Origin of the sequence: Pseudomonas sp. SDI, assembly GCF_003105155.1 — a bacterium.
Lineage (GTDB): Bacteria > Pseudomonadota > Gammaproteobacteria > Pseudomonadales > Pseudomonadaceae > Aquipseudomonas.
Genome location: NZ_QETK01000008.1, coordinates 16,848 through 40,084 on the forward strand (window position 1 = coordinate 16,848; position 23,237 = coordinate 40,084).

12 protein-coding genes are annotated in these 23,237 nt (G+C 55.9%); 9 read left to right on the plus strand and 3 right to left on the minus strand.

Translation table 11 applies throughout. The annotated features are described in order from the left end of the window. Positions 1-375: 375 nt before the first annotated feature. The 6 genes from DCO48_RS07095 (at position 376) to DCO48_RS07120 (ending at position 17,699) form a co-directional block, all read left to right on the plus strand. Positions 376-6,642 (plus strand): hypothetical protein, encoded by a 6,267-nt coding sequence (locus tag DCO48_RS07095; protein WP_116550012.1) that lies wholly within the window; start codon positions 376-378, stop codon positions 6,640-6,642. Positions 6,643-6,644: 2 nt separating this feature from the next. Then, on the plus strand, positions 6,645-9,422 hold the full coding sequence (locus DCO48_RS07100; RefSeq protein WP_116549889.1) for a hypothetical protein: 2,778 nt from the start codon (positions 6,645-6,647) through the stop codon (positions 9,420-9,422). A gap of 9 nt (positions 9,423-9,431) precedes the next feature. Continuing rightward, complete coding sequence (locus DCO48_RS07105) at positions 9,432-12,992, plus strand: helicase-related protein (protein WP_256583990.1); 3,561 nt, start codon at positions 9,432-9,434, stop codon at positions 12,990-12,992. Positions 12,993-13,002: 10 nt separating this feature from the next. Continuing rightward, positions 13,003-15,045, plus strand: coding sequence for a hypothetical protein (locus DCO48_RS07110; RefSeq protein WP_116549890.1), 2,043 nt, complete (start codon positions 13,003-13,005; stop codon positions 15,043-15,045). Positions 15,046-15,120: 75 nt separating this feature from the next. Continuing rightward, entirely contained in the window at positions 15,121-16,689 is a 1,569-nt protein-coding gene (locus DCO48_RS07115) for an ATP-dependent endonuclease (protein ID WP_116549891.1), read from the plus strand. Further along, positions 16,674-17,699: an AAA family ATPase gene (locus DCO48_RS07120; RefSeq protein ID WP_116549892.1), complete on the plus strand. Its 1,026-nt coding sequence runs from the start codon at positions 16,674-16,676 to the stop codon at positions 17,697-17,699. Before DCO48_RS07115 ends, DCO48_RS07120 begins: the two co-directional genes overlap by 16 nt. 159 nt (positions 17,700-17,858) lie before the next feature. On the opposite strand, the gene DCO48_RS22560 is transcribed toward DCO48_RS07120, so the two are convergent. The 3 genes from DCO48_RS22560 to DCO48_RS07130 form a co-directional block, all read right to left on the minus strand. Beyond that, entirely contained in the window at positions 17,859-18,404 is a 546-nt protein-coding gene (locus DCO48_RS22560; RefSeq protein WP_133247592.1) for a hypothetical protein, read from the minus strand. Between the two features lie 104 nt (positions 18,405-18,508). Continuing rightward, positions 18,509-18,985, minus strand: a complete 477-nt coding sequence (locus tag DCO48_RS07125) for a hypothetical protein (protein WP_176126889.1) — start codon at positions 18,983-18,985, stop codon at positions 18,509-18,511. Positions 18,986-19,073: 88 nt separating this feature from the next. After that, positions 19,074-19,253 (minus strand): hypothetical protein, encoded by a 180-nt coding sequence (locus tag DCO48_RS07130; RefSeq protein ID WP_116549893.1) that lies wholly within the window; start codon positions 19,251-19,253, stop codon positions 19,074-19,076. 433 nt (positions 19,254-19,686) lie between these two features. Between DCO48_RS07130 and DCO48_RS07135 the strand changes: the two genes are divergently transcribed. Genes DCO48_RS07135 through DCO48_RS07145 form a run of 3 tightly spaced genes read left to right on the plus strand, consistent with a single transcriptional unit; the run spans position 19,687 to position 23,237 of the window. Next, positions 19,687-21,615: a hypothetical protein gene (locus DCO48_RS07135; protein ID WP_116549894.1), complete on the plus strand. Its 1,929-nt coding sequence runs from the start codon at positions 19,687-19,689 to the stop codon at positions 21,613-21,615. Positions 21,616-21,630: 15 nt separating this feature from the next. Next, positions 21,631-22,839, plus strand: coding sequence for a hypothetical protein (locus DCO48_RS07140; protein ID WP_017702900.1), 1,209 nt, complete (start codon positions 21,631-21,633; stop codon positions 22,837-22,839). Beyond that, positions 22,836-23,237, plus strand: a complete 402-nt coding sequence (locus DCO48_RS07145) for a hypothetical protein (protein ID WP_017702901.1) — start codon at positions 22,836-22,838, stop codon at positions 23,235-23,237. The genes DCO48_RS07140 and DCO48_RS07145 overlap by 4 nt, the downstream gene beginning before the upstream one ends.

A 23,237-nucleotide genomic window follows, 5' to 3' on the forward strand; every position in this document is an offset into this window, starting at 1 on the left:
GTAGTAGCTTTCGGCTATCACTCCAGATGTGCCTCCCCGCATGCTGCAAGACTACCTCGATCGCGCCATTGCGGTCGCCCTGCTCTGGGGCGCGGGTTACAGGGCCCAGTGCTGGCAAGCCACTTTTTCATCCGATATGGATATCAAATGTCGAATTTGATTTTCGCTGCAGACGTTGACCGTTCTCTGATTGATCAATTCTCCTCCGAAGGCGCTGGCCTCCCTGACCAAACCATGCTGAACCCCAAGGGGGAGCGTGATCCGTCTGAGCTTGAGCGGATCATCGGCATGACTCGCGCGATCCGCCGGCGAGAGCAGGCAAATGTGAAGCCCGGATTGCGAGTGATGGACTTCCACGCCACGTCTTGTGGACGATTGAAGTTACTGCTTCAGGACTTGTTCAACGCTCAACAACGACTGCTTAAAAAATCAAAAAGTATTGCGGGGTTCCATAGCTGGGAGCGGGTGATCTTCAGCAAATTCGATGAGAGCTGGCACGACCCCAAAGGTGCAATCGCACAACGCTTCGATGCCTTGTCCCAGGAAGACCGCGATGCGCTGGACGGCTTGCTCGAAAAGCAACTCGCATGGGTAGAGACCGCTAAAAAATGGGATGCCGATTTACGCGAGTTCATTCAGGGGCGCACCTACATCAAGCAATTGGGCGGCATGGTTGCTCTGTTGCTGGATCAGTTGGCAAGGTGGGATGACCTCAGTGCGGATGAAAAGATCGCTGTTGCAGACGGTGCCTATGCAGTAGCAACGCCTTTTAGCAATGAGCTGCTCGGCATTTTCATCACCCGTCAGCCCGCGCTGATGGGGTATTACACTGCCCTGCTGGAAGATGAGCAGAAAACCAGGAGCGTCGGCGATCACGTCTTGTCAGATGACGCCCCTCAGGCGCAGCAGGTAGCCGAGCCGTCAACGTCAGAGGAAAATCCAAGCGCTCCGTTGAGCTTGTTTGGCCTCTACAGTGAGCTGTTCCAGCTGGCTCAGCAGGCAAAGGCGGATGCAGGCAACCTTCACTATGCCGAGCAGATCGAAGCGCTGATCACCTCCAACCTTCCTCGGCTGAGGCAGGAGTACGCGCTGAGCGAGGACTCGGTTCGAAAAATCCTCGCCGAGTGCATCGATGTCTTGATCAAAATCGGCCAAGAATTGGCCCTTCAAGACTTCCTGGACGTCGAGTTCCTGAAAGCGTTCAAAACAGCTTGGCTGGAGTATTTCAATGAACAGCTGCAGGAGGAAGTGTCAGAAACCTTCCTGACCGACCTGGCGGAGGAGCGCGAGATAGGATCGACTGAAATCAAGGAGAGACTGCTTCAAACCGAAGCGGTTACGGTTCGCATCGAAAGCGACCTCACAGGCTTCAATGAAAAGCTCAAAGTCGCAAATTTCCGCGAGAAGTCCGAGCTGCGCAACAGTATTGCTGAAGCCGAAGAGTCTCGAGTCAGAATCAAGCGACAGCTTCAGGAGGTCGAACAGGAAGGCTGCGATCTTTTGCTACCTCCAGGTTACCGACTTGAATCCCTCGACGCCGACGACCGAGACGTCGCTCTTACACCTGATGACTACCATCCGACGGCACGCTCGGCGCTCAAGGCTTGGGAGGCAATGGGTTATACTCCCGAACAGCCACCTATCCCTACCCTGCCTGATGTGGCTCCTATGCCGTCACCCTCTGAGCCGATCGTGGAACAGGTCAGTGAGCCCGGTACAGCGCATACGCCGCTGGTGGCAGATGTAGATCTAGACAGTGTGATGGGTGAAGAACCCAACCTTGACGAGGTGCCAGAGCCGATAGCCGACTGTGAGCCGGCAGATGAAATCACCTCTGAGCCTGATCTGCCTGGACACGCTGCGTTAGATGAGACAATCGCTACGGGTCTGGCCACCGTCGTAGCAGCTGAGCCAGAGGAACTCCCCCCGTCTGATCCGGCTGAAGAAGAAGTCAATGTCTCGCAGTTTTACACCACCCCTACTGCGGCCCGTGAGCGCCTGGAGGACTGCAGACAAACGATGAATGTCGTTCCTGCAATCGCAGTCGAAAACATCGCATTGTTGTGGATCAAGAGCGGCCAACTGCCGTTGGCCAGCAAGACATTAGAAATCGCAGGACGCATGCATCTGGCCGGCGATCTGTTGTCGCTGCCGTTGGTGCAGTCAGCCTACCACGGCATGCACGTGTGGCGTGGCGACACAGCAACGGTAATTCGGGTTCAGCAAAACCTGCATCAGCTGTCCTCCGAGATCATCGAGAGCTGGATCTATCGACGCCCAGGTGGACGCATCGTCCCCTACCTCGTGTTAGCCGCCACTCTGCAGCCCACCCTGTTCTGCGGCGTAATGACCAATGCGTCACGCTTGCTCGCATCCGTTGCGGGCTACTTCGACGGCCCTGTTGCCAAGTTGATCGACGAGGTCGTCAGCTTCTCTAGCCATAACATCCGACTGGATATGGATGCCCTACGCGAGCAACCTACAAGCAACGATAAGGAATTGCGCGACAAGCTGGCCGCGCGCCTCGTCGAGTGGCAAGACCGCATTCTGAACAAACAGACGGGTTGGGCCCCAGCCCGTAAAGCGATGAAAGAGTGCTTGGGGCGCGACGATTTCGAGCTCACCTACCAGAGCATCGTCAAGGACGATGCATCTCGAATCAATGAAGTGCGCGCGTTCGTCGATCAGTACCGAGACAAAGACGAGCAGTTCCGACTGATGGCCGCTGAAATTCACAAGATGATGAATGAAAGCACTGCTGCCCCTCAGATCGAGGGTAACGCCAGAAATTGGTTCCTTCGATCGATTGACGAGATCGTTGAGGTTGCAGATCAGTGGGTCGAGGGTCATACGCTCCTGGGCCAGCGTACCAGTGAGGTTGCCAGGTTCGCGCCTCGCTTCCTTACGATGCTCAGTGCGGCCACCACTCACTTGTCGCAACGTTTCCAAAGCACAGAAGATCCGGAGCACCAGGCAGGTCTACACCTTGCCATGACCGTGCTCCAACGCTTGAGCAAAGTCGGCGAGCGGCATGATGAAACCATCTGGGAGGTCTCTCGAATCACGGGCTGGCTCCAATGGCCGACGGAATGGTTGGCCACGTCGGCAGATGACACGCCCGCCCATCAATTGACGCTGCTCACCCATCTGCTTGAGCAGGGAATGGACGATTCGACGCTCGCGAGCGAAGCTCTTGAGAACAAGAACTTCCGACATGCGCTATTGCTGACGCTCAATGCTCAGGACAGCAAGAAAGGCTCAAAGGCGCAGAGCATCGAAGCGATCAAGCGCTTGTTCCTGGAGGAGGTTCACCGTTGCAATATCCGCAGTGACCAGATGAGAGGACTGCTGGATAACGCAAACATTGCTTCGCTGATTGACGATGAGCGGCACTATCAGTTGCGCGGTGAATTGGAGCACCTTCAGGATCAGCTCAAAAACCTGCGAGTGCTGGATGACCTAAGCGAGATTCACAGCAGCCTGGATGACCTCGAATCCAGCATCGTCAACAAGTTCACGGCCAAAAAGGTGGAGCTTGAGGCGTCTCTGGAGGCACTTGTCAATCAAGCCCTGGTCGACCGCGGGGTTGACTGGATACCTGCTGCCTGGATGGAGCAAATTCGCTCGGCCCTCAATACGCATGACACTACCGTCGCAGAAGAGATGCTGGAGCACCTCAAGCACTCTCTGGACAAAGGCGAGCCGCTGCAGAGCGAGACAGAGACGGGAACTGAGCTGTTAAAGCATTTCCTCTCGCTTGAAACTCAGCTCCATGCTCTGCTGAGCGAGAACCATAATCCTCGTGAAGTGGTTCGCCACCTCTCCGGTTCGACTGTGAGCGGGCTGTCTTTGGACAGCTTGCCTACCCACTTCAAGCAGGCTCTTGAAGGGTTGATCAACCTGCGTCGCCGGATCAAGACGCTGGATAAAACAACCTATGACGAGCTTGTGCATATTCTGGCAGCGTTGGGCCTGGAGGCTGTAACACCATCCTTCAGCGCCGCAACGGCACAGCGCACAGCCTTCTCCGCGCGAAGCCGCATTGCACATCTCACCTTGAACGTGAGGCGATGCGACACCGGGCGAGGCATTGTGTTCTTCAACCAGAAATCCGAAGAACAAGCCATCAACGTATTGCTGGCTAACGGCGATTGGGCGCTCTCGGAGCTGAAGGTGCTGCTCACCGAGCAGACCCAGTTCCTGCATGATCGTACGGTGCTCATCTCAGCCAAGGAGCTTTCGAACGATGATCGCAACGAGCTGGCCAAATTCTCCAAGCAGCAACGGCATGCTCTGCTCCATATAGACCCCGTCATGCTGACCATGCTTGCCGGGCTTGGAACTCCGGATCACCAGCGTCTTAAAACGTTCCTGCAGCTCAGCTTGCCATGGACATTCAGCAATCCGTACACCGGCAACCAGATGCAGCCCGCTCCGCCGGAGATGCGCTACGGGCGTCAGAGCGACGTCAAATCGCTGATCACCATGCGCAATGGCGCCGCCATGATTTTCGGTGGTCGCCAGCTGGGTAAAACGACGCTCTTAAACGAGACGCAGCGACGTTTCCACAACCCGTCACAACGCCACCACGCCTTCCTCTACCAAATGGATGGAGACCTTGACCGCGCGAATCTGTCTGGCAACGAGCTGGAAAAGCATCGCAAGCGCGTCTGGCAGATGATCTATCAGTCGGCTGTCAGTGGCCAGCTGATCAAGAACTCCCATCCCGTAGACGCTGACGCAATGATCGCTGAGCTGCGCGAGTACTTCGCCAAAGACAATCCTGACGCGCTGATGGTCTGTCTCGACGAAATTGACCCTATCCTGGGGCTCGATGCTGCCAACGGCTTCCGCATCTTCCGTGATCTCACTGGACTGGTGAACAACAGCAATGGCAGGTTCAAAGTGGTCATTGCAGGCTTGGAGAACGTCCGACGGTTCGCTGATGCGCCAAACTACCCGCTTCATCAGCTCGGCAGCGCAATCCAGGTTTCGATCATGAGCCCGGCAGAGGCACTGCAACTGATTCGCGAACCATTAGGGCACCTGGGCTACGAGTTCGAATCCCCGTTGCTGATGAACAGGATTCTGGTCGAAACAAACCGCCATCCTGGCCTGATTCACATCGTCTGCCATGAACTGATCCTGGCCTTGAACGCACGCCCAAATCGCCGCGTGGGCTCCGTCATGATTACGGCTGATGACATTGAGCAGATCCGTAAGGATCCGAACATCCGTCAGCTCATTTGCGACCGTTTTGACATCACGCTCAACCTCGACTTGCGCTACAAGCTGATCGCCTACAGTCTGATTTCGCAGAGCACCAGCAGCTTCTCCCCCAACCGTGCGAAATCCATCGTCCAGGAGTGGGCCCCGCACATCTTTGAGCCGATGACCGATGCACAGTTTGAAGCTTTCCTGGATGAGCTGTGCGGGCTCGGCGTTCTCCAATACATGCGTCGTACCGAGGGCGGCAAAGAGTATGCCCTTCGCAACGCCAACATCATGAACCTCGTGGGAGGACAGCCCAATATCGAGGACAAGTTGTTGGCGGCGGTTGAAGCAATCAATGAGAACGATCCATTGTCAGCACATGCGTTCCCGATCGACGCTATGCGCCCTTCCCCGCTTACGTTGCGAGACGAAAAGCTGCTCATCAGCGAGGAAGTGCGTGACAAGCCCATGCTGGGCGTGATTGAGGCCCGTTCCTCGAACTACTCCGTTGGCATTATCGCAGGCTCGGAAGCGTTGGGCCTTGATCCTCAGTGGATGGTCGAATCGCTTTTGGCCATTGGGGAAGAAGAGCCAGCGCTCAACAGAAATCAGAAGCCTGGTCGCTATTCGCCTGTCCACAAGCGTGACACGGATCTGAGTTCCGCCAGTGAGTTCAAGAAGCTGCTGGTAGATGTGATCATTGATGTCCAGGCCGTTCGCAAAAACGTGATGTTCTTTGTGGAAATCACCGGTAATCAGCCTGTTGGCATGATGCTGGATCTGCTCGATGTTGCGCACGAGGCGCGGCTGAACACCAATGCTAAACGCCACCGCGTTCGTGTCATCTTCCTAATGTCGCCGCGTGCCCTATGGCAATGGGAGTCGAATCCGCAGCTCACCCAAGGGCGCGAGACGATGCAGCCTTTCATTGCCTTGGACATCTGGAAGAAGACAGCGTTGGCTCACCTGCTGAACAAGCTCAACCTTGAGAACACTTCGACCTCCACCGACATCCTGGAAGAGTACAGCCAAGGCTGGTACTTCTCTCTAGACAGACTGCTGGCCGCCAAGAACAAAAAGACCGAAGTGGTCAAAGTGAACGCTTTCGGTGCGGCTTATACCTCGTTACTGCAGGCCAAACCCAAGAGCATGGACGAGTTCCTGAGCAAGGCTGGCGTTACCGCAGTGAGCTGGGGGCGTCCCGTACTGAGCGCACTTTGCGAGGAGGAACGCTTCGATGAAGAAGACCTTGAGATACGGCTCATGGATGACTACGGCGATGTTGACCCACAGCAAGCGCTGCGTTGGCTGACTCGCTTGCGCATTGTTATTCCGTGCCGCGGGGCGATGAAGAAAAATTACTACCGCATTCCGCTGAGCATCAAGGCTGCACTGCTCATCAAGGCCCCTCAAGAGTCCAAGGCCTGATCATGACCCAGCAAACAACACCACCAATTGGCTGGGTGCGGGTCATGCAGGGTGCGTGGGGAGCTGTCCCAGCAAGTGAACTGCTCCAGCCCGGCGCCGATGCCTGGTCATCGATCAAGTTGCAGGCCCCCGACGCTGCGGAATGCGCGAGTATGGCGCTGGTTGGGCGTGCGCTGAAGTACGGTCAGTCCGTGGCGATAGCCTTGCCGCTGATGAGTGGTGGAGGGCTCACCCGTTTGATGGTGTACCTGAACCGAATCCGCTGGGATGCCTTACAGGGTGGTATACGCTCGCCGTGGCTCAACCCAGCCAATATGGAAACATGCCCAGACATCGTGTTTATCTCCCGTCCCCGGGTCGGTTACCAGGATCTGTCGAGGGTAGCTGCCTTGCGCGCGCGAGTACTCCGAGCAGCAGACCTGAAGCGCCATAAGAAGTCCGCTTCAGAAACCCTGGTGGTTGACGGCTCCGCCGATGTAATGGAAATGGTCGAAACGATCAGCAAAGCCAGCAAGCCTTTCGTCCTGGTCATCGACGGTACGCGTGGCGGTAATGACAATGCCGCTGCCGTGGACAGCGCACTGTCTGAGTCCTTCCCTGAGATTCCCCGGATCACGCTCCTGTCCCTCGGTGATGGTGAGTCCCTGGACAAAATGCGATCCAACGGGACGATGAGTCATCTATGGCTGATGAGGCTGGGCGATAAAGCTGCACTGGCCAAGGCGCCTGCGGCCAATAGCCAGTTCCAGCTGTCGGTCATTCAGGATCGTAGGGCAAATCACGAATTGGGGCAGATAGCCGACCGGTTCTTCGCCCTTCGCCGCGACCTCGATCGTAAAGACTCCGTGCTGAAGGATCGACTGGCCATCGTGGGAAAGGTCTTTCGGAGCCTGAACGAACTGCCCGTGCCACTCCCTTTCCTGGAAGGTGCATTACAGGCAGCGACACGCCCGGGGCTGTTTCCTGTTCGCTGCCTGGAACGATGGCTTGAGATCGCTAAAAAAGGCAGCGGTCTGTACGGAGAGTCAGACGTCGCGTCACTCAACCTGATTCAACAACTGGATGATATCCACGCGCTCTTTTTGCAATCGGTTGCCGGCAAAGCCGGATGGTTGCTCAATCACCTGTCCAGTTCGTGCGCGGCCAACCGACAAACCCTAGTTCTATGCGGCAGCCAGCATGAAGTCGCAGCGCTGGAAGCCTGGTTTGACAACGAGCTTGTCGAAGGATGGAGCAGTACTGTTCAGATTACGGCCATGGACGGCGTTAAAGCATATCGCCAGTTCCGCTCTGCTGTAGACGAAGTCATCATCACCGGCATGCTCTGGCCAAGTCGTCAGCACTGGTTAGCTACACCCTGCAGCCGTCTGATTGTACCGGCGTACGAGTATGAACAGCCGTTTGTGCAGCGCATGCTCCACCTATGGTGGGCAAAGCACGGTGTAGAAAGCTGCCCCATGGGTGACAAACTGACCCACTGGCAGCTCGGATGGAATAAGCGCAGGTGCGAGGATTTACGCACCTTGGATCAATCGCTGGCCCTTGAAAGACTGACCCCTGCTGATTCCAGCGTCTATCCCCCCAAGGAACGCCATGTTTCCGTACCACTGGACATGGCATTCGATAACTGGCTGGAGTTGCTGTTGGAGGAGCCGGTTGAACCATGTGCACCTGCTCAGAACGGTGATGCACTCGCACCGGATCTGATCTGGATCACACTTGAAGGGGCTCACACTGAACTGCCTTGGAGCAAGACCCGCCCGGTGCTCGTCCTGCGAGATGACGAAATTCATCCAACACCGGCAGAAGAGTTGACTGAGGGCGATCAGATCATCCTGCTCCGCCATGTCGATGAGCGAATCGCCACGCAAGAACAGCTTTTTGAGATGGTGGCCCTTTCAGAAGGTATGCAACAGTTTCTCCGAGCTGCCAACCGTTGGAAAACCATGGTCGATAGCGTTTCCGCTCGAATGACTGTGGCGCAGGTGCAGATCCAGCTTCGCAAGGAAAAGGTAAAGGTGTGCGACGCAACGGTCGGCAACTGGTTCCGACACAAGGTCTATGGCCCCCGCGATCGGGCGGCGATATCCGTGTTCGCACGACTTTCTGGCGCCAAGACCCCCGAGCGATCAGCCCATTACGTCGCCAACGGCATTGAGCAAGTGCGCGTTGCTCACCAGCAGGTTGGTAAGCAGCTTCGCAAAGCAATTCTAGAGCGCGGCAAGGGTGCAACCACCGTCGAGATTGGCGAACTGACAATCGACGGAAAGGCGTTTGACGACATGATTGAGGTAGGGACTGTCACCTCAATCCGAGCTGCGGCCACTCAGGTAATTTCGGCGAGAACGGACAATTTGATCGACATCGCCAATCAAGTCGCAAGCGCCCACCCAGGGCGCCTTTGCATGACCAATCCAGCCATCAAGTCGATGCGTGATTCGGTGTACCGGGATTACGGCAAATTCCGTTCTTGCCTGTCACTCATGGCCACCAAGCTCTACGAGCACTACAGCGAGCGAAATGGGCGGCTGCATGATGTGCTTGAGCACTTCAAGCAGGAGAACATCAGCTTCGAGCCCAAGATGTCTGCCGTGACAATGGGGATGTTCGCAGACAACCGGCAGTACAAAGGTAAGCCCGCAGACTTGAACAGGCACTTCCGTCTTGGCCGGGCCCGTGACCCTGCACTTACATTGCGCATTCATTTCGATTGGGATGCGGAGGACAAGCTCTTGGTGATCCACCACGCCGGCAAACACCTGGAAACAACACAATCTTAAGGACGAACCATGTCTCTAAACTACCGGGAAGAAATGAGCCTGACGGCTGCGTTTCTTGAAGAGATTCGCCTGCGACTGAGTGACAAGGACGTGGATGTGCTTCCGCCTGAAGGCAAGCTGTATGACGGGCTTGAGCCCAGCCGCGTCAGCCTGGTTGGTTGCCTGGGCGCTGCTCCCGACCCAGCTTATACCGGCCCGCAGCCGCCAAACTCAATCGGTATCGTGCTCTTGGTATCGCCCGATGAAGAGGGCTGCATTAAATGCGAGTTGAGCGGGCAGTTCGATGTGGTGCATCGCTATACGCCGGAACTTCGCAGCGTGGTAGAAAATCTGGTGCTTGATGCAGGCTCCCCCAAAAGAGCCCAGACCTTGCCTTTGGCATTCAAACGGTACACGGTGAGTTTCTCATCGATCCTGCTTGATCTTGATCCTCGCAAACCCAATGAATGGGTCTCAGGGCAAGCCGCGATCTCCAAGGTACTCACGATTGAGCAACAGCGCTGGCTCAGCGATCCCCGTGTCATGCGACGCTGCCATACGAATGGGAATGGCAACGCAAGATTCGGGTTCAACTGGAGCGATACCGCTCTTGCTGATCAGGCGAGCCTGAACCGCACGGTGCTTGAACAAATCGCCAGTGACCGAACTGCGATCCTCAATTACACGGTTAACCTGAGGGCACGACTGCGCCCTACTCCATCAGCCTTCGGTACCAACGCCCACGGCAGCTTCCTGCTGGAAGTTTTCCTGGAGAACCAGACCACCACCGAATATGCCCGGGCATTCGGTGTCGACTCACCTTACTTACTGGACGCCCGTTTGGTTACCCGGCTTGTTGCCGGCCAGAACTACAAGGTTCCCCATCGCCTGCAGCCGGAAGAGTATCGTTACCGGGATGATGACGGCCTCCCAGGCTATGGCATCAGTTGCGCGGTTGTAGAGGTGGCAGAAAAGCTATTCATGACAGACGGCATGCCTACTTCCGCGCAACCACGGGTTGATGCCCCCTCTCCTGCCGAAGTGGGAATGGACTACGCCCCAAGTTATGACATGCTCGCGCGCGATCCGCTGCTAGTGTGTGACAGCTTTCTGAGGACGCAAGAACGCTACCTTGATGAGTGGGCGTTGCGTATCAATACGCTTGAGTCAGCGGGCCTGATGGCGGACAGAGATGTGGCCATCGCTGACCGACTTGCCTTTCAGGAGGAAACCAGCCGCATTCGCGATGGTGTAGAACTACTGCGCAACCATGACGACCTGCGGCGGTGCTTCCAGTGGATGAACGAAGCAATGGGCGCCGCCATCAAAGTCCAGGGGAAAAGGTTTACCGGATGGCACCTGTTCCAGCTCGGATTCATTCTTTCCCAGATCCGCTCAATCTACGAAAGGCACGCCACCTCAGCAGAGATACGAGGCAGCATGGAAACAGCGGATGTTCTCTGGTTCGCCACAGGTGGCGGGAAGACCGAGGCCTACCTCGGGATCATCAGCATGGCTTTGCTTTATGGTCGGCTGAAAGGACGCGATTTCGGCACGACTGCATGGCTCAGGTTTCCGTTGCGGATGCTGTCGGTTCAGCAGTTCCAACGCCTTTCCTATGTGCTAGCCCAGACCAACATGTTGCGCCAGCGGGAGCGCCTTGGTGGCTGGCCATTCACGATTGGCTACTACACAGGAGAAGGTACGCCAAACCGTGTTAGTAGCACCTATGGCGAAGACGTACAGAAAGGGTTCCTGCCATCCTTCAGTGACGAGCGCCTAAAATCCTACCAATTCATCTCTGATTGCCCCTACTGCGGCACCGCCGGATCCATCAGCATTGCGACCGATATGGCGCGGGCCCGTATCAAACATGTCTGCGGCAATTCGCAATGCTGGTCAAATTCAGCAGCTGAACCAGGAGAACACGGACAGGGTATTCAAGGCGAAATCGGTATCTACGTCTCGGACGAGGAGTGCTACCGGTACCTGCCTTCGGTACTGGTAGGAACGGTGGACAAACTCGCGGTCATCGGCCACAACCAACGCTTCGTGAACTTCTTTGGGGGCGCGCGGTTCTTCTGTCCGGAGCACGGATTTTCCCAGAAATCCAAATGCCAGCATCGACGGATAGAGCGACGGGCTGACAAATGGGAGGCGCTCGACTGCGGCAACAACACCCGCACCAGCATCGTCAGGGTAGTGCCCCTCCCCGCCATGAAAGACCCAGGCTTCTCACTGCTGGTACAAGATGAGCTGCACTTGCTGCGTGAATCCTTGGGCAACTTTGACGCTCACTACGAGACACTGCTTAGCACCCTGCAGATCAGTCACGGCGGCAGAGCGCCCAAGGTGCTCTCCGCAACAGCGACCATCAAAGATTTTGAAGACCACATCCATCACCTCTATTTGCGTAACGCGGCTCGGTTTCCTGCGCCAGGTGTGAATCAAGGTGAGTCGTTCTATGCCCGAAAGGCGAAGGATCAAGAAACAGGATCACCTCTGATTCGGCGTTGGTTTGCTGGGATTCTTCCTATTGGTCGTGGCCGTGTCGCTATGAAAGCGGTGGCCGAAGCAAGCTCCCGTTTCCTGGATCAGGTAGATGACTGGCGAGCCAGACTTGCGAGCGGTGACGCACAGCTGCTCCAGGCGATCGGCCTGACCGCAAGCCAGACTCAGGACGCCCTGCGCTATATCGAGAAAAACCTGAATACCGACCTGGTGTACGCGAACAGCAAGCGCAGCATCACCGAAATCATGCGGTATATGGAAGAGGTCAATGGCAAGTCCACCGCGGAACGCAAAGCACGGCTACTGGACGGTGAAACGCGTCTGGACATGATCCTCGATGCCATTCGCCATGTTGAAACCAAGCATGCCGATGACACCTGTCGGCACATCATTGCAACCAGCGTGGTGTCGCACGGCGTCGACATCGCAGAACTGAACTTCATGATCGTCGCTGGCTGGCCAAAATCGACAGCTGAGTACATCCAGGCTTCGGCTCGGAGTGGACGTGTGCACCCGGGAATCGTGCTCTGCGTTTTGTCATCACATCAGCTGTTCGAGTCTGGTGTCTTCATGAACTTCGGTGACTACCACACCTTCCTTGATCGGCTGGTGGACTCGGTACCCATCAACCGGTTCGCCCCGAACATCATCGACAGGACGTTGCCCGGGGTCATGTCGGCGGTTTTGCTCAACTGGGCTCCTCAACAAAAATGGGGCGGTGACTTGAGCCACAGGGTGAACGACCTGGTCGCGCTGCTGCGCAGCGACATCGGCAAGGTCGCAGCCGCGGAAATCAAGAACGTTGTAATCAATGCGCTGCGTATTCCGGCAGCGCTGAGCAACACCTTCGATTCGCGAGTCATTGCAGGCTTCGACGCCGCGTTGCACTCGCGACTCGAGAACGCGCTCTTCGAACTGGGTCGGTGGCCAGGAAGCAAGAACGACCAGACATTGGGCGAGGCGTTGGGCGATATCTTCGGGTATGCCCCGTTCCGCTCGTTCCGCGACATCGAAAACCAGATCCTGATAAAGCCAGTCAACAGCTCGGCTGATCAGGTATTCATAGCATTGGCCAGGTAAGGAAGGAAAAATGGACAAGGAATATGTGAGCCGCAGCCGCCTCTTCAGGGAAGCCTTCCTCCCTGGCGCCTTTACACGCCTTCGAAATCAGGCCTACGGGCGCGTCATGGGTATCCTCAACAACAGCGGGTCAGTGTTGGAGGGCGTTGATAAGGAACAGCTGCGCGAAGCCGTTCTGACATTCGTACATGACTGGGAGAGCGCAGGCGGCCAGGTAGACCCTACGTTTCTGACCGCCGCGGAAAAAAAGCGGCTGGAAATTCAGTCCCCTTCCGAGATTTTCGTCTCTCCGGCGCCGCTGATCCTCACCTGCAAACGGTGTCGGGTACTTGATTTTTACGACTCCCGTGAAGCCGATGACCGGACGCTCGCCAAAATGCAGGCCCGGATCAAGACGCACAATGGCCGGGATTTCATCCCTTGCAAGCGCCCAAGCTGCTCAGGCGAGATGATCCAGTTGCCTTACGTTTCGGTACACCGCTGCGGGTACGTGAATCCGGTCTACATCCCACACGCTGCGCGCCGATCGACCAACATTGGTTACCGAGATGCCGGCTCATTCTTCCATTCATCGTTCATCGACGTAGAAACGGGAGACAAGCTTTCTAGCTCACATCAAGACGATTGCCCGGCGTGCAGCGCAGCATTTGGCACTGAAATCCAGAAGCGTGGAACACCGTTGACCAGTGGTGAGTCTTTCTACGCGCAGAGCACTCAGTACATTGCGCTTAGCGAAGACAGAGGCAAGCTGATCGCGAGTCTTCTTCAATGCTTGCAGGGCGCCCTAGAAGGCGCGGAAGGCATGGCCACGGATATTGCTGAAGGCGTGGCTCTGACATTGCTAAAAAGAATGTCTGGGCGGGAGCTTGAGCAAAGACTCTCAATGATGCTCTCAGCCAACGTGGGGGATGCAGATGAACAAGCAGCGCTGCGGACGCTGTTGAAGAGAAAGAAAGCCAGCATTGCCAAGCTTGAAGTGATGGCCGAAGACAATGAAGACCTGGCCCTTGTTCTCGACTCTGCCCGCAAGGAGGTCGCCCAGATCGAAGGTAAACTCGCAGCGTCTTCCGGCAGCTTCAGTGCCGTGCGCGACTTGATACCAGAGCTCACCACACTGATCGAACTGGTCAGCAATCGGCGCAGCCTCGAAGCCGTGTTCTTGCCCCATGATGTGCAAGGCAGAACAATCGAGCAGGAGATCCAGGACACGACGGATATCTCGCTAAAGGATCTGCTGGCAGCTAAATGGCAGAGTGTTCAGCAGCGATACGGGATCGATTCGATTACCCACATACCCGACTTGCGCGTGGTGTTGGCCACGCTGGGCTATTCGCGCGAGCGAAGTGCACCGTCGATTATCCCGGACGCGCCTCCGGTCATGCTCAACGCCTTTGCCGATCGCGTCGACGAAGCGATGAAAGGTAAAACGTCCATTTACGCAATGTCTGCAAAAACCGAAGCCTTGTGGATACGCCTCGATCCTCGCAAGGTGCTGCGTTGGTGTGTCGACTCGGCATTCCTGGACTCACCAGGTGATGCTGTGCTTGCCGATAAAGCACGCAGTCATGCTTATCTGCTAAGCCGCTACCATGTATTGGCCATGCACCCTGGCAAGGCAGCACGGGAGATTCCGGCACGCTCACCTGAAGAGGGTGCGCCCTTCAACCTGCTGCACTCGATCAGCCACGCACTCATGCTGACAGCGCGCCGCCATACCGGTTACGACTCCAAGAGCATCCAGGAATACCTGATCCCCATGGATCTGTCGGTCATCTTGTATGTGTCTTCCGTGCAAAATTACACCGCGGGCGGACTGCTGACTCTATTCCAGCACTACCTGAAACCCTGGTTTGATGACGCGAGCATGTTTGCCTTCAACTGCGCATTCGACCCGGTGTGCTCAGACGTCGGTAATGCATGCAGCGGCTGCGTCCAGATAGAGATTGGTTGCGAGACGTTCAACCAAGGCTTGTCCCGGGCGTACATTCACGGCGGCCCGGCTAACCGAGAGGGCTCGTTGATCATTCGCAAAGGCTACTGGGACAAGCATTAATCGATGCCCAAGAAGATTCGCAGTGTATTAACACGAAACCAACCACCCCATGTGTCTCTGAGCTAGGTAACCACAATGCCTGCAATCAAAAAGCTGGTGCTGCAAAATTTTAAAAAGTTCGGCACGCTGACGCTTGAGTTTGACAGCGGCGTTAACGTTCTGATTGGCGACAACGAGACCGGCAAAAGCAGCGTTCTGCTCGCGCTGGATCTTGCCCTGAGTGCCAGCCGAAGCCGTGCGGAAACGCTCGGCTTCGAATCACTGATTGCCCAGAGCGCAGTGCAAAAATTCCAGCAAGGGGCGAAAACGCTAGAGCTGCTTCCAACACTGATCGTCGATGTGTACCTGGAGGAAGGTGAAGATCCGGCTCTTTACGGAACCCAGAACCTCACTGGCACCATGACCGACGGCATCCGCATGGAAGTAGCACCGCTACTGGAAGAGTTCGGCCCCACGATTCTCCAGCTGCTGAAAGATGATCCGGACAACTTCCCTTACGAGTATTACACGGTGAAGTTTTCCACTTTCTCAGGCGCGCCGCACGTAAGCTACCGTCGCCCGCTAAAACACCTGTTGCTCGACAGCTCCCGCATCGACAGCGAGTACGCCGCCCGGGAATACACTCGAACCGTCTTCAGCTTCAACGCCGAGCCGCCCGAACGCTACAGCCTTGAAAACCGCTACCGCCGCGGCAAGGAAGCGTTTCGCGACCAAGAGCTTGCAGCGCTCAATGCGGGCCTGGGTGCTTACCAGTTCGGCGTGCGGAGCAGTATCCGGTCGAACCTCGAAACCGACCTGATCATCACGAAAGAAGGCATCCCGATCGAGAATCGCGGCAAGGGCGAACAATGCTTCATCAAGACGGAGTTCGCGTTACGTAAACATGAGGCCAGAGGCGAACTCAATGCCCTCCTCCTTGAAGAACCGGAGAACCACCTAAGTCACACCAAGATGAAAATGTTGGTGGAAAAGCTAGCCAACACTGCCGGTACCCAGCTGTTCATCGCTACCCACAGCAGCCACATAAGCTCTCGCCTTGACCTGCGCCATGCGCTGTTGCTGGGTGAGGGACAGAAAACCGGGCGGCTTAAAGCCTTGTCGGATGGAACGGCCAATTTCTTCATGAAAGCCCCGGACAACAACGTCCTTGAGTTTGCACTTTCAAAAAAAGTCATCCTGGTCGAGGGCGATGCAGAGTTCATTCTGATCGAGGAGATGTACAAGCAGCACACCGACGGTAGAACGCCTCAGTCTGATGAAGTGCACATCATCTCGATCGGCGGTACCAGCTTCAAGCGCTACTTGGAACTCGGCAAGCTACTCGGCATCAAGGTGGCGGCGATCCGCGACAACGATGGCAACCACCAGCAACACTGCGTAGACAATTACGACGGGTGCCTGTACGACCGCGCCTGTATCTTCGCCGACTCCGACAACGATCGCTCAACCTTTGAGATTGGTTTGTACCTGGACAACAAGGCTACCTGTGACGCCCTGTTTGCCGCGGGACGGAAGAAGCTCACGGTTCAGGAATACATGCTCAAAAACAAGGCTGATGCAGCCTTCGAACTGCTGACGAAAAAGGCAGCTGAGCTCGTCGCCCCTCAGTACATTCAGGATGCGATCGCATGGATAAGAGAGTAATTTTTGCGGTCGCCGGGTCGGGCAAGACTACGCACCTGATCAAGAGCCTCAACCTTGAGCAGCGCGCGTTGATCATCACCTACACGGAGAACAACCATAAGCATCTGCGTAATAGCATCATCAAGAAGTTCGGCTCCCTACCCACGAACATCAGCTTGATGACCTATTTCACCTTCCTCCATGGGTTCTGCTTCCGCCCCCACATGCAGATGCAAATGGGTACCCGGGGCTTGAGTTTCAGGCGGCCACCGCAGCGCAGCTACCCGCTGACCGACCCAAGGCGGTTTCGGGACAGCAGTGGTCGGCTTTATCACAACCGCCTGGCCAAGCTGATCGAAACGAAGGGCCTGCTCCCCGCGGTAAAAGCAAGGATCGAACGGTTCTATGACGCCGTCTATGTCGACGAGGTACAAGACTTCGCAGGCCATGACTTCAACCTGCTACTGGCTGTCTCAGCAGCAAATGCAGACATGCTATTCGTGGGGGATTTCTACCAGCATACCTTTGATACCAGCCGTGACGGTTCGGTGAACAGCACGCTGCATGACGACATCACACGCTACGAGAAGCGATTCAAGGACGCGAAGATCACCGTCGACAAGGTGACTTTGAGCAAGAGTTGGCGGTGCGGCGTGACAGTCTGTGACTTCATCCGTGTGCAGCTGCAGATCAACATGGACGCCCATGAAGAACGGATCACCGACATCGTCAATGTCGAAACCCAGGCGCATGCTGACGAGCTTCACAGCAATCACAACGTGGTGAAGCTGTTCTACGAGCAGCATCACAAATACGGTTGCTACTCCCAGAACTGGGGCGCCAGTAAGGGTGAAGACCATTACAACGATGTCTGCGTGATCCTAGGTGCCAAGGCCTGGAAGCAGTACCAGGAGGGCAAGCTGCACGAGTCGGTAGCCAAGACCAAGAACAAGCTGTATGTGGCATTCTCACGCGCCCACGGAAGCGTTTATGTAGCTCCCGACAAGCTGTTCAAGCAGTACAAGTCGTAGTTGCCAACACGTCGCGCTGACCATCCTGTCCTACCCAGAAAGGAGTTTAGGTCTTGGCCACCGCTGAGGCTCAACCCGTAGGCCCCACCAAACCGACAAAAAAGCCCGCGGTAAACATCGGGCGGGAATTATCGAAGGCCTGAATGGCGCAAGCCCTGATTAGCGCGTACTGCTGTACGCACCGCTTGCGTGTAACTCATAGACGCGACGAGTGCACAAATGCCAACATTCAGGAGCAAATGTGAACACCGCAGCAAGGTATGACAAGTGATCAGGCTTCTCCGGGTTGAGAAGACCACCTGCTTTGACTGCCCATTTACGCTGTCCAAACTCGCGTCGCACCACTGACTCGGCTACGGTTGCAAAGCGCTGCACATCCTCTTCATCAATGACCGACGCCAGCAAATCTCGGTTGGCCTGCATGCGCGCCTTTGGATAGCTCTCTTCAAAATATAGCCTGAAAGGCATGAAGCTTTTGTAAGCAGGCCAGACCGCTGCCGCGCTACTCAACCACACGGGCAGCATCAGAGAGAGCCCACCTGCGACGACGGCTGCAGTCGCTACTGCGCAACCCGCTGAGTAAAAGATCGAATTCGTCGGATCGACGGAGTTGGCGTTAAGCGACGCCACAATTTTTTCAGAGTGAATACTCAGCGAAAATGCCAACGGGGCAAATTTGGCATCGCTCCCATGAGTCACAATCACATAAACCCCTTACGCATTAAAAGCATCGTTGACCACATTTACGACAGAACCAGCACGACTGATCAAAAGTCTGATACGCCACCTGGGCAGAGTGCAGCGCGTCACTAACCGCGTAACGTCTGCTTTGGAACAATGCGGTTGACCAGCTGCTGTGCTTCATCGTTAAGCCCTCCTAGCGGCAGCCCTAAGCCCTGTAAAACCTGATTATCCAGGATCACCGCCGCATGCCCTCTGTTCCACTCAGGCTTGTAGATTTGGATAGTACCGATCAAGGCCACCTGAAGCTCAGGTCTTGCCTGAAGATCCACGGCGTATCCGCAGCCGATCCGGCCATCTGCCCAGTTCAATTCCGGATGCTCATAGGCGTTAGTCAGGCTGCTATCGAAATAGCGATCACCGGAGAACAGATGAATGCGACCAGCAGGCAGTTGCCATTCTTCTAACGGCTGCGGGCCCTGCGTTACCGCACTGGCCCCACGCCACAAAAAATAAATGAAAAACCCAAGCAGCGAACCAACAAAATAGAAAGCGACTAGCCCAACCATCCGTCCCTCAAGCCTCAACAAAATTCGCTGAATCAATCGTTGATCGCTCTGCGCATAACCCTGCTCGGCTCGCCATCCATACCCAGATGAATTGACGACCAGACGTGAGCACAGAGCAATCGACTCAGCTTTTTATTCTATCCCTGACTGCAAGCACTAGCAGCGCGATACCCGGCACCAGTAGTCCTGCAGCGGTGTACCCGAAAGCTGATTGGCCTGCGGCACCATCAGCGGCAAATGTCACCCCAAGAGCGATCAGCGGCACGGCCACGAACCCATAGGGTGCGATGACTTTTTTAGCCATGTCGTCTCCGAATGGCCGCGTAGCTAGGCCGAATGGCGAACGTCAAGGTTCTCTGCAGAACCACGCTCCTCCTTTGCACTGAAATTCTCCCTTTATTCGACGAGCTTGATCATTTTACAGGCTGCTTGTTGCGTTCGGTCAACCTCATGGGTTGCAAGGCAGGCAGGCCTGGAGCGCATCTGCTGCGTTCGGGTGCTCAGTCACATTGCAACGATGCAGGTGAGCCATTCAGCCAGGACACTCGCCTTCCTGCGGCAGATTCGCCCACCCAAGCAGACGGTTTACTGGGAAAGCACAGCGAGTCTGGCATTGTGCCATCGTTTTTGTGGTAAATGACTTCAAGAAGGTCGACATGCTGCCGATGGCCAAATTGGAGTGCCACACAGTCGCTCCAGCGTGCCTTAACGGTGGCCTACATGAAGGACGAGATGACATGGAATCGAAAGAAACCCTGGAGCAGGGTTTTCGTACTGCCTTGGGCGGCTTTAACCAGCTGCAGAACCAATTTCTGAACGACGCGTTGGATCAATACTCAGTGCTGATCAAGCAATCGATCACCACTGATGCCGGGGCCATTACCAAGCAGTCGCTGGCCGTTCAGCAAGGCCTTGCCGCCGAAGCGCACCATACCGGCTCTTACAACATTGAGGCCGCTGGCAAGGGGGCCAACAACCACCGAGCGACCATGGACGTTGGCAGGCGCAATGACCCTGTCACCGACATCCGCATCAACACCCCCGACGGCTCAAAGGACTATCAACTTAAGTTCTACAAGGATGCCGAAAGTAGTGCAAAGGCCATCAACCATGGCGACTACCAGGATGTCGGCAAGATCGTTCCTGAGGAGCAACTGGCCGATGCGCAGGCCACTGCACGCAAGGAAGCCGCTCGCAACACCGAGACTCGTCCAGAAGTCAGCGAGAACTACAAGAAAACAGCCGAGACCCTAGACGACTCCATTCACTCGGATGATCGCCCGGATATCAAGAGCAAGCCGCTTAAGCGCCGCGGTGAAGGTAGTTCTGAAGAGCTGGTCAACGAAACCAAGAAAGAAGGTAAAGGGCCTGAGTATGCGGAAAAAGACCGCGTACGTGCTGAGTTCAATCGCATGCAGTACGCGAATGCCGCCAAGTCCGGGGCCATTTGCGGAGCCTCGCTGAGCGCCGCCTCCGAGCTCCTTGGTATCCTTCGCAGCGACGAACCTCTAAGCATGGCTCAGTGCTGCGAGGCAGCAGAGCGCATTGTTTTGAGCTCCCTCAAGGGTGCCGGCAACGCCGTGCTTGTAACGGGCATACAGCATCTGGGCCAGAACCTGATCGATAGCGCGTCCCACACCGCTCTGAAGAACGCCGGTGGCCACCTGATCAAAGGCAACGTGGCCTCCGCTGTCGCCAATATCGCGGTGAGCCTCGGCCAGAACATCTATAAGTTCTCTCGCGGCGAAATAGACAGCCTCGAATTTGGCGGATCCATGATCAGCACGACCGTAACAGTCGTGGGTGGATCGATGGCATACAGTGCCGGTACAGCCACTGCTACGTTCCTGGGCCAATGGGTCGCATCCGAGATCGCCTCCACTACCCTGCTGGGCACAACACTGGGTGCCTTGGGGCCCATCGCATTGGGCACCGTCTTTTCCATCGGCTTCTCCTTTGCATTGTCGGCTTACGTCGGGCATTTCGCCGGTGCTGGAAAGAAACTGGCGATGCAGGACATGCAAGATGCGATGGCGAAGCTCAACGGCGGCACGATCAACCTTTCGCAGTATGCCGGGCTGGTCGGAACGATGTCGGAATTCAAATTTGAGTGGAAGGACATGCTGCCCTTCTCGGGCAGTATTTCAGTGTTCTCCGAATACCGCACCCGTAAGAGCCAGCTGATGGCTGTTCAAAAGCAAATCGAGGCCCAAATCACCAAGCTCCCAGCTCAGGAAGCTGAAGCGCTATACCAGCTGAAGGCCAGCTACCAGCAGAAGATCATGCTGATCGAACAAGATTATGAGCGTCAGCGTAACGAGATCACTCGCCAGGCGGGTGAGCGCTACCAGATGCTTGGTAAAGACTTGAGCGCTCACCTGGAAATTCAGTTCCTGATGTTCACGCCAATCAAGAACACTCTCGCCGCTGACCGCAAGGAGCTCAAGGCCGCCAGTAGCCAGCAAGGTCTGGCCAAGGCTCGCATGGACGCGTATCAACAAGAGCTGGAGGCGCTTCAGCAATCCTATGAGCTGAATGCGCGTGCAGGCGGGAATGTCGATAAGCTCGCGCAGACGATGCTGGCCACTATCGATACCCGCCTGAACGGCGTTTTACCACGTGAGACGTCTTGGGATCAGGCTTACGAATTTTTCGTGCCGCAGTAGTGCAAGGAGCACAAAATGTTCAAGCGACTTGTCCATTTCTTTACAAGCCGAAACCTTGAGAAGCATCGCCAGCAAACGCAGTGCATGATCAATGAATACGAGCGCCAGGCTGCCGCCAGCCAAGCCCGTGTCCAAGCCCAAGCGGATGCGTACAAACTCGAAATCCAACAGCTCGCCAAGCTGCGCGAGGAGGAGCTCAATAAGTACATGGAGCTGCTCACCGATCACATCGGCGAAACCACGAACTACATCGCACAGCTCAAGGAACTGGCACCCGCTATGTTCCTTTGCATCGAGGCTTGGCTGCGCAAGGACATCAGCGAGCAGCGCTGGAAGCTTGAGAGAGACAAACGTCACGTCGTCGACTCCACGATTGTCTATCTGGGCGAACTCACAAGCGAGATTGTCCGGCTTTCACGCAAAACTGAGCGACGCGATTGGCAAGCGATAGTCGCAGAGCGCCCCCCACGTGTCATGACGCCGGAAATCAGCAAGCACACGAAACATTTCATGAAGGACGCCAAGGGTGATGCCCAGGCGTACGACGAAGATCTACAGCGCATTGATAGCTACCAAAGGCAGCTCAGAAAGCAGCTGCGTGAGCTTCGAACATCCGCCTTAGCACTCAAAGTGGACATGGAGCAGGCCCGAGAGCAGCATCGCCAAGCCAGGCAACAGGTGCAGCGAATCAATGAGTCCTGCGGCGCGAAATTTCGAGCCCTCCAAGAGGTATTCGAAAACTACTTTCAGTTCTCTCAAAGCGAGTCGCCCCTGGCCAACGAGTGGTTGTCCCAAATGCCTCACGGTGGCAATTTGAGAGAGATCAAGCAGGTGCTCTCAGACACGAAACCTGATTGGGAGCATGCTAAAAACACAACGTCCCACCTCAACAACCGCAGGAAAAACGTTCAATCGCGTATTGATCGGGCGTACCAGGATCAAGAGTACTCATCCCTCGACGCAGCCAAAGCAGAACGGTCGGGCATTTTTGAAGAGCTTAATGTTGCCCGTGAGCATCAGAACACGCTCTACGCCGCACGGCAGGTCTTTGTTCTGCGTCGCGATGAGATCAACAAGCTCATGGACTGGATCAATGACCTTCATCCGTCCAAGACGATCGAGCAGGTCTTCGGCCTGCTCGCCCGTGACGACGCTGAAATCTACTGGCCAGCGATTGGTCTGGCGACCAAGGCGGTACGCCCAAGTGCACGGAGGCATCAGTGAGCGCTTCGAAATCCCCTCAAGTGAGACTCAGCTTTCAATGGCAGACCCCGCACTCAAAAGAGTGCTACGTCGCAATCTGTGAGGCCGTGGAGCTGGGTTACAACACCAACGACGCAATCCTCGCAGCGTTACCGCAGTTTTCGGTCAACCGCCTTGTGCTCGGATTGGACAAGCTACTCGCAGCTGGCATGGCTCACCTCAACATGAGCACACTCAGCATCGACACTGACATGCGTATAGTTGAGGCACTTGCAGCCGGTCAAGCACTGGAGCTGCCCTTAGAGGCCGAACAGTTGCAACGCAACGACCCTCTGCTCTGCAAAATTCTGCAGGGCATTGGAGTGCAGAATCCTTCGGGCGCCTTGTCGCTCCTCAGACCAAAAGTCGAGGTGATCTGA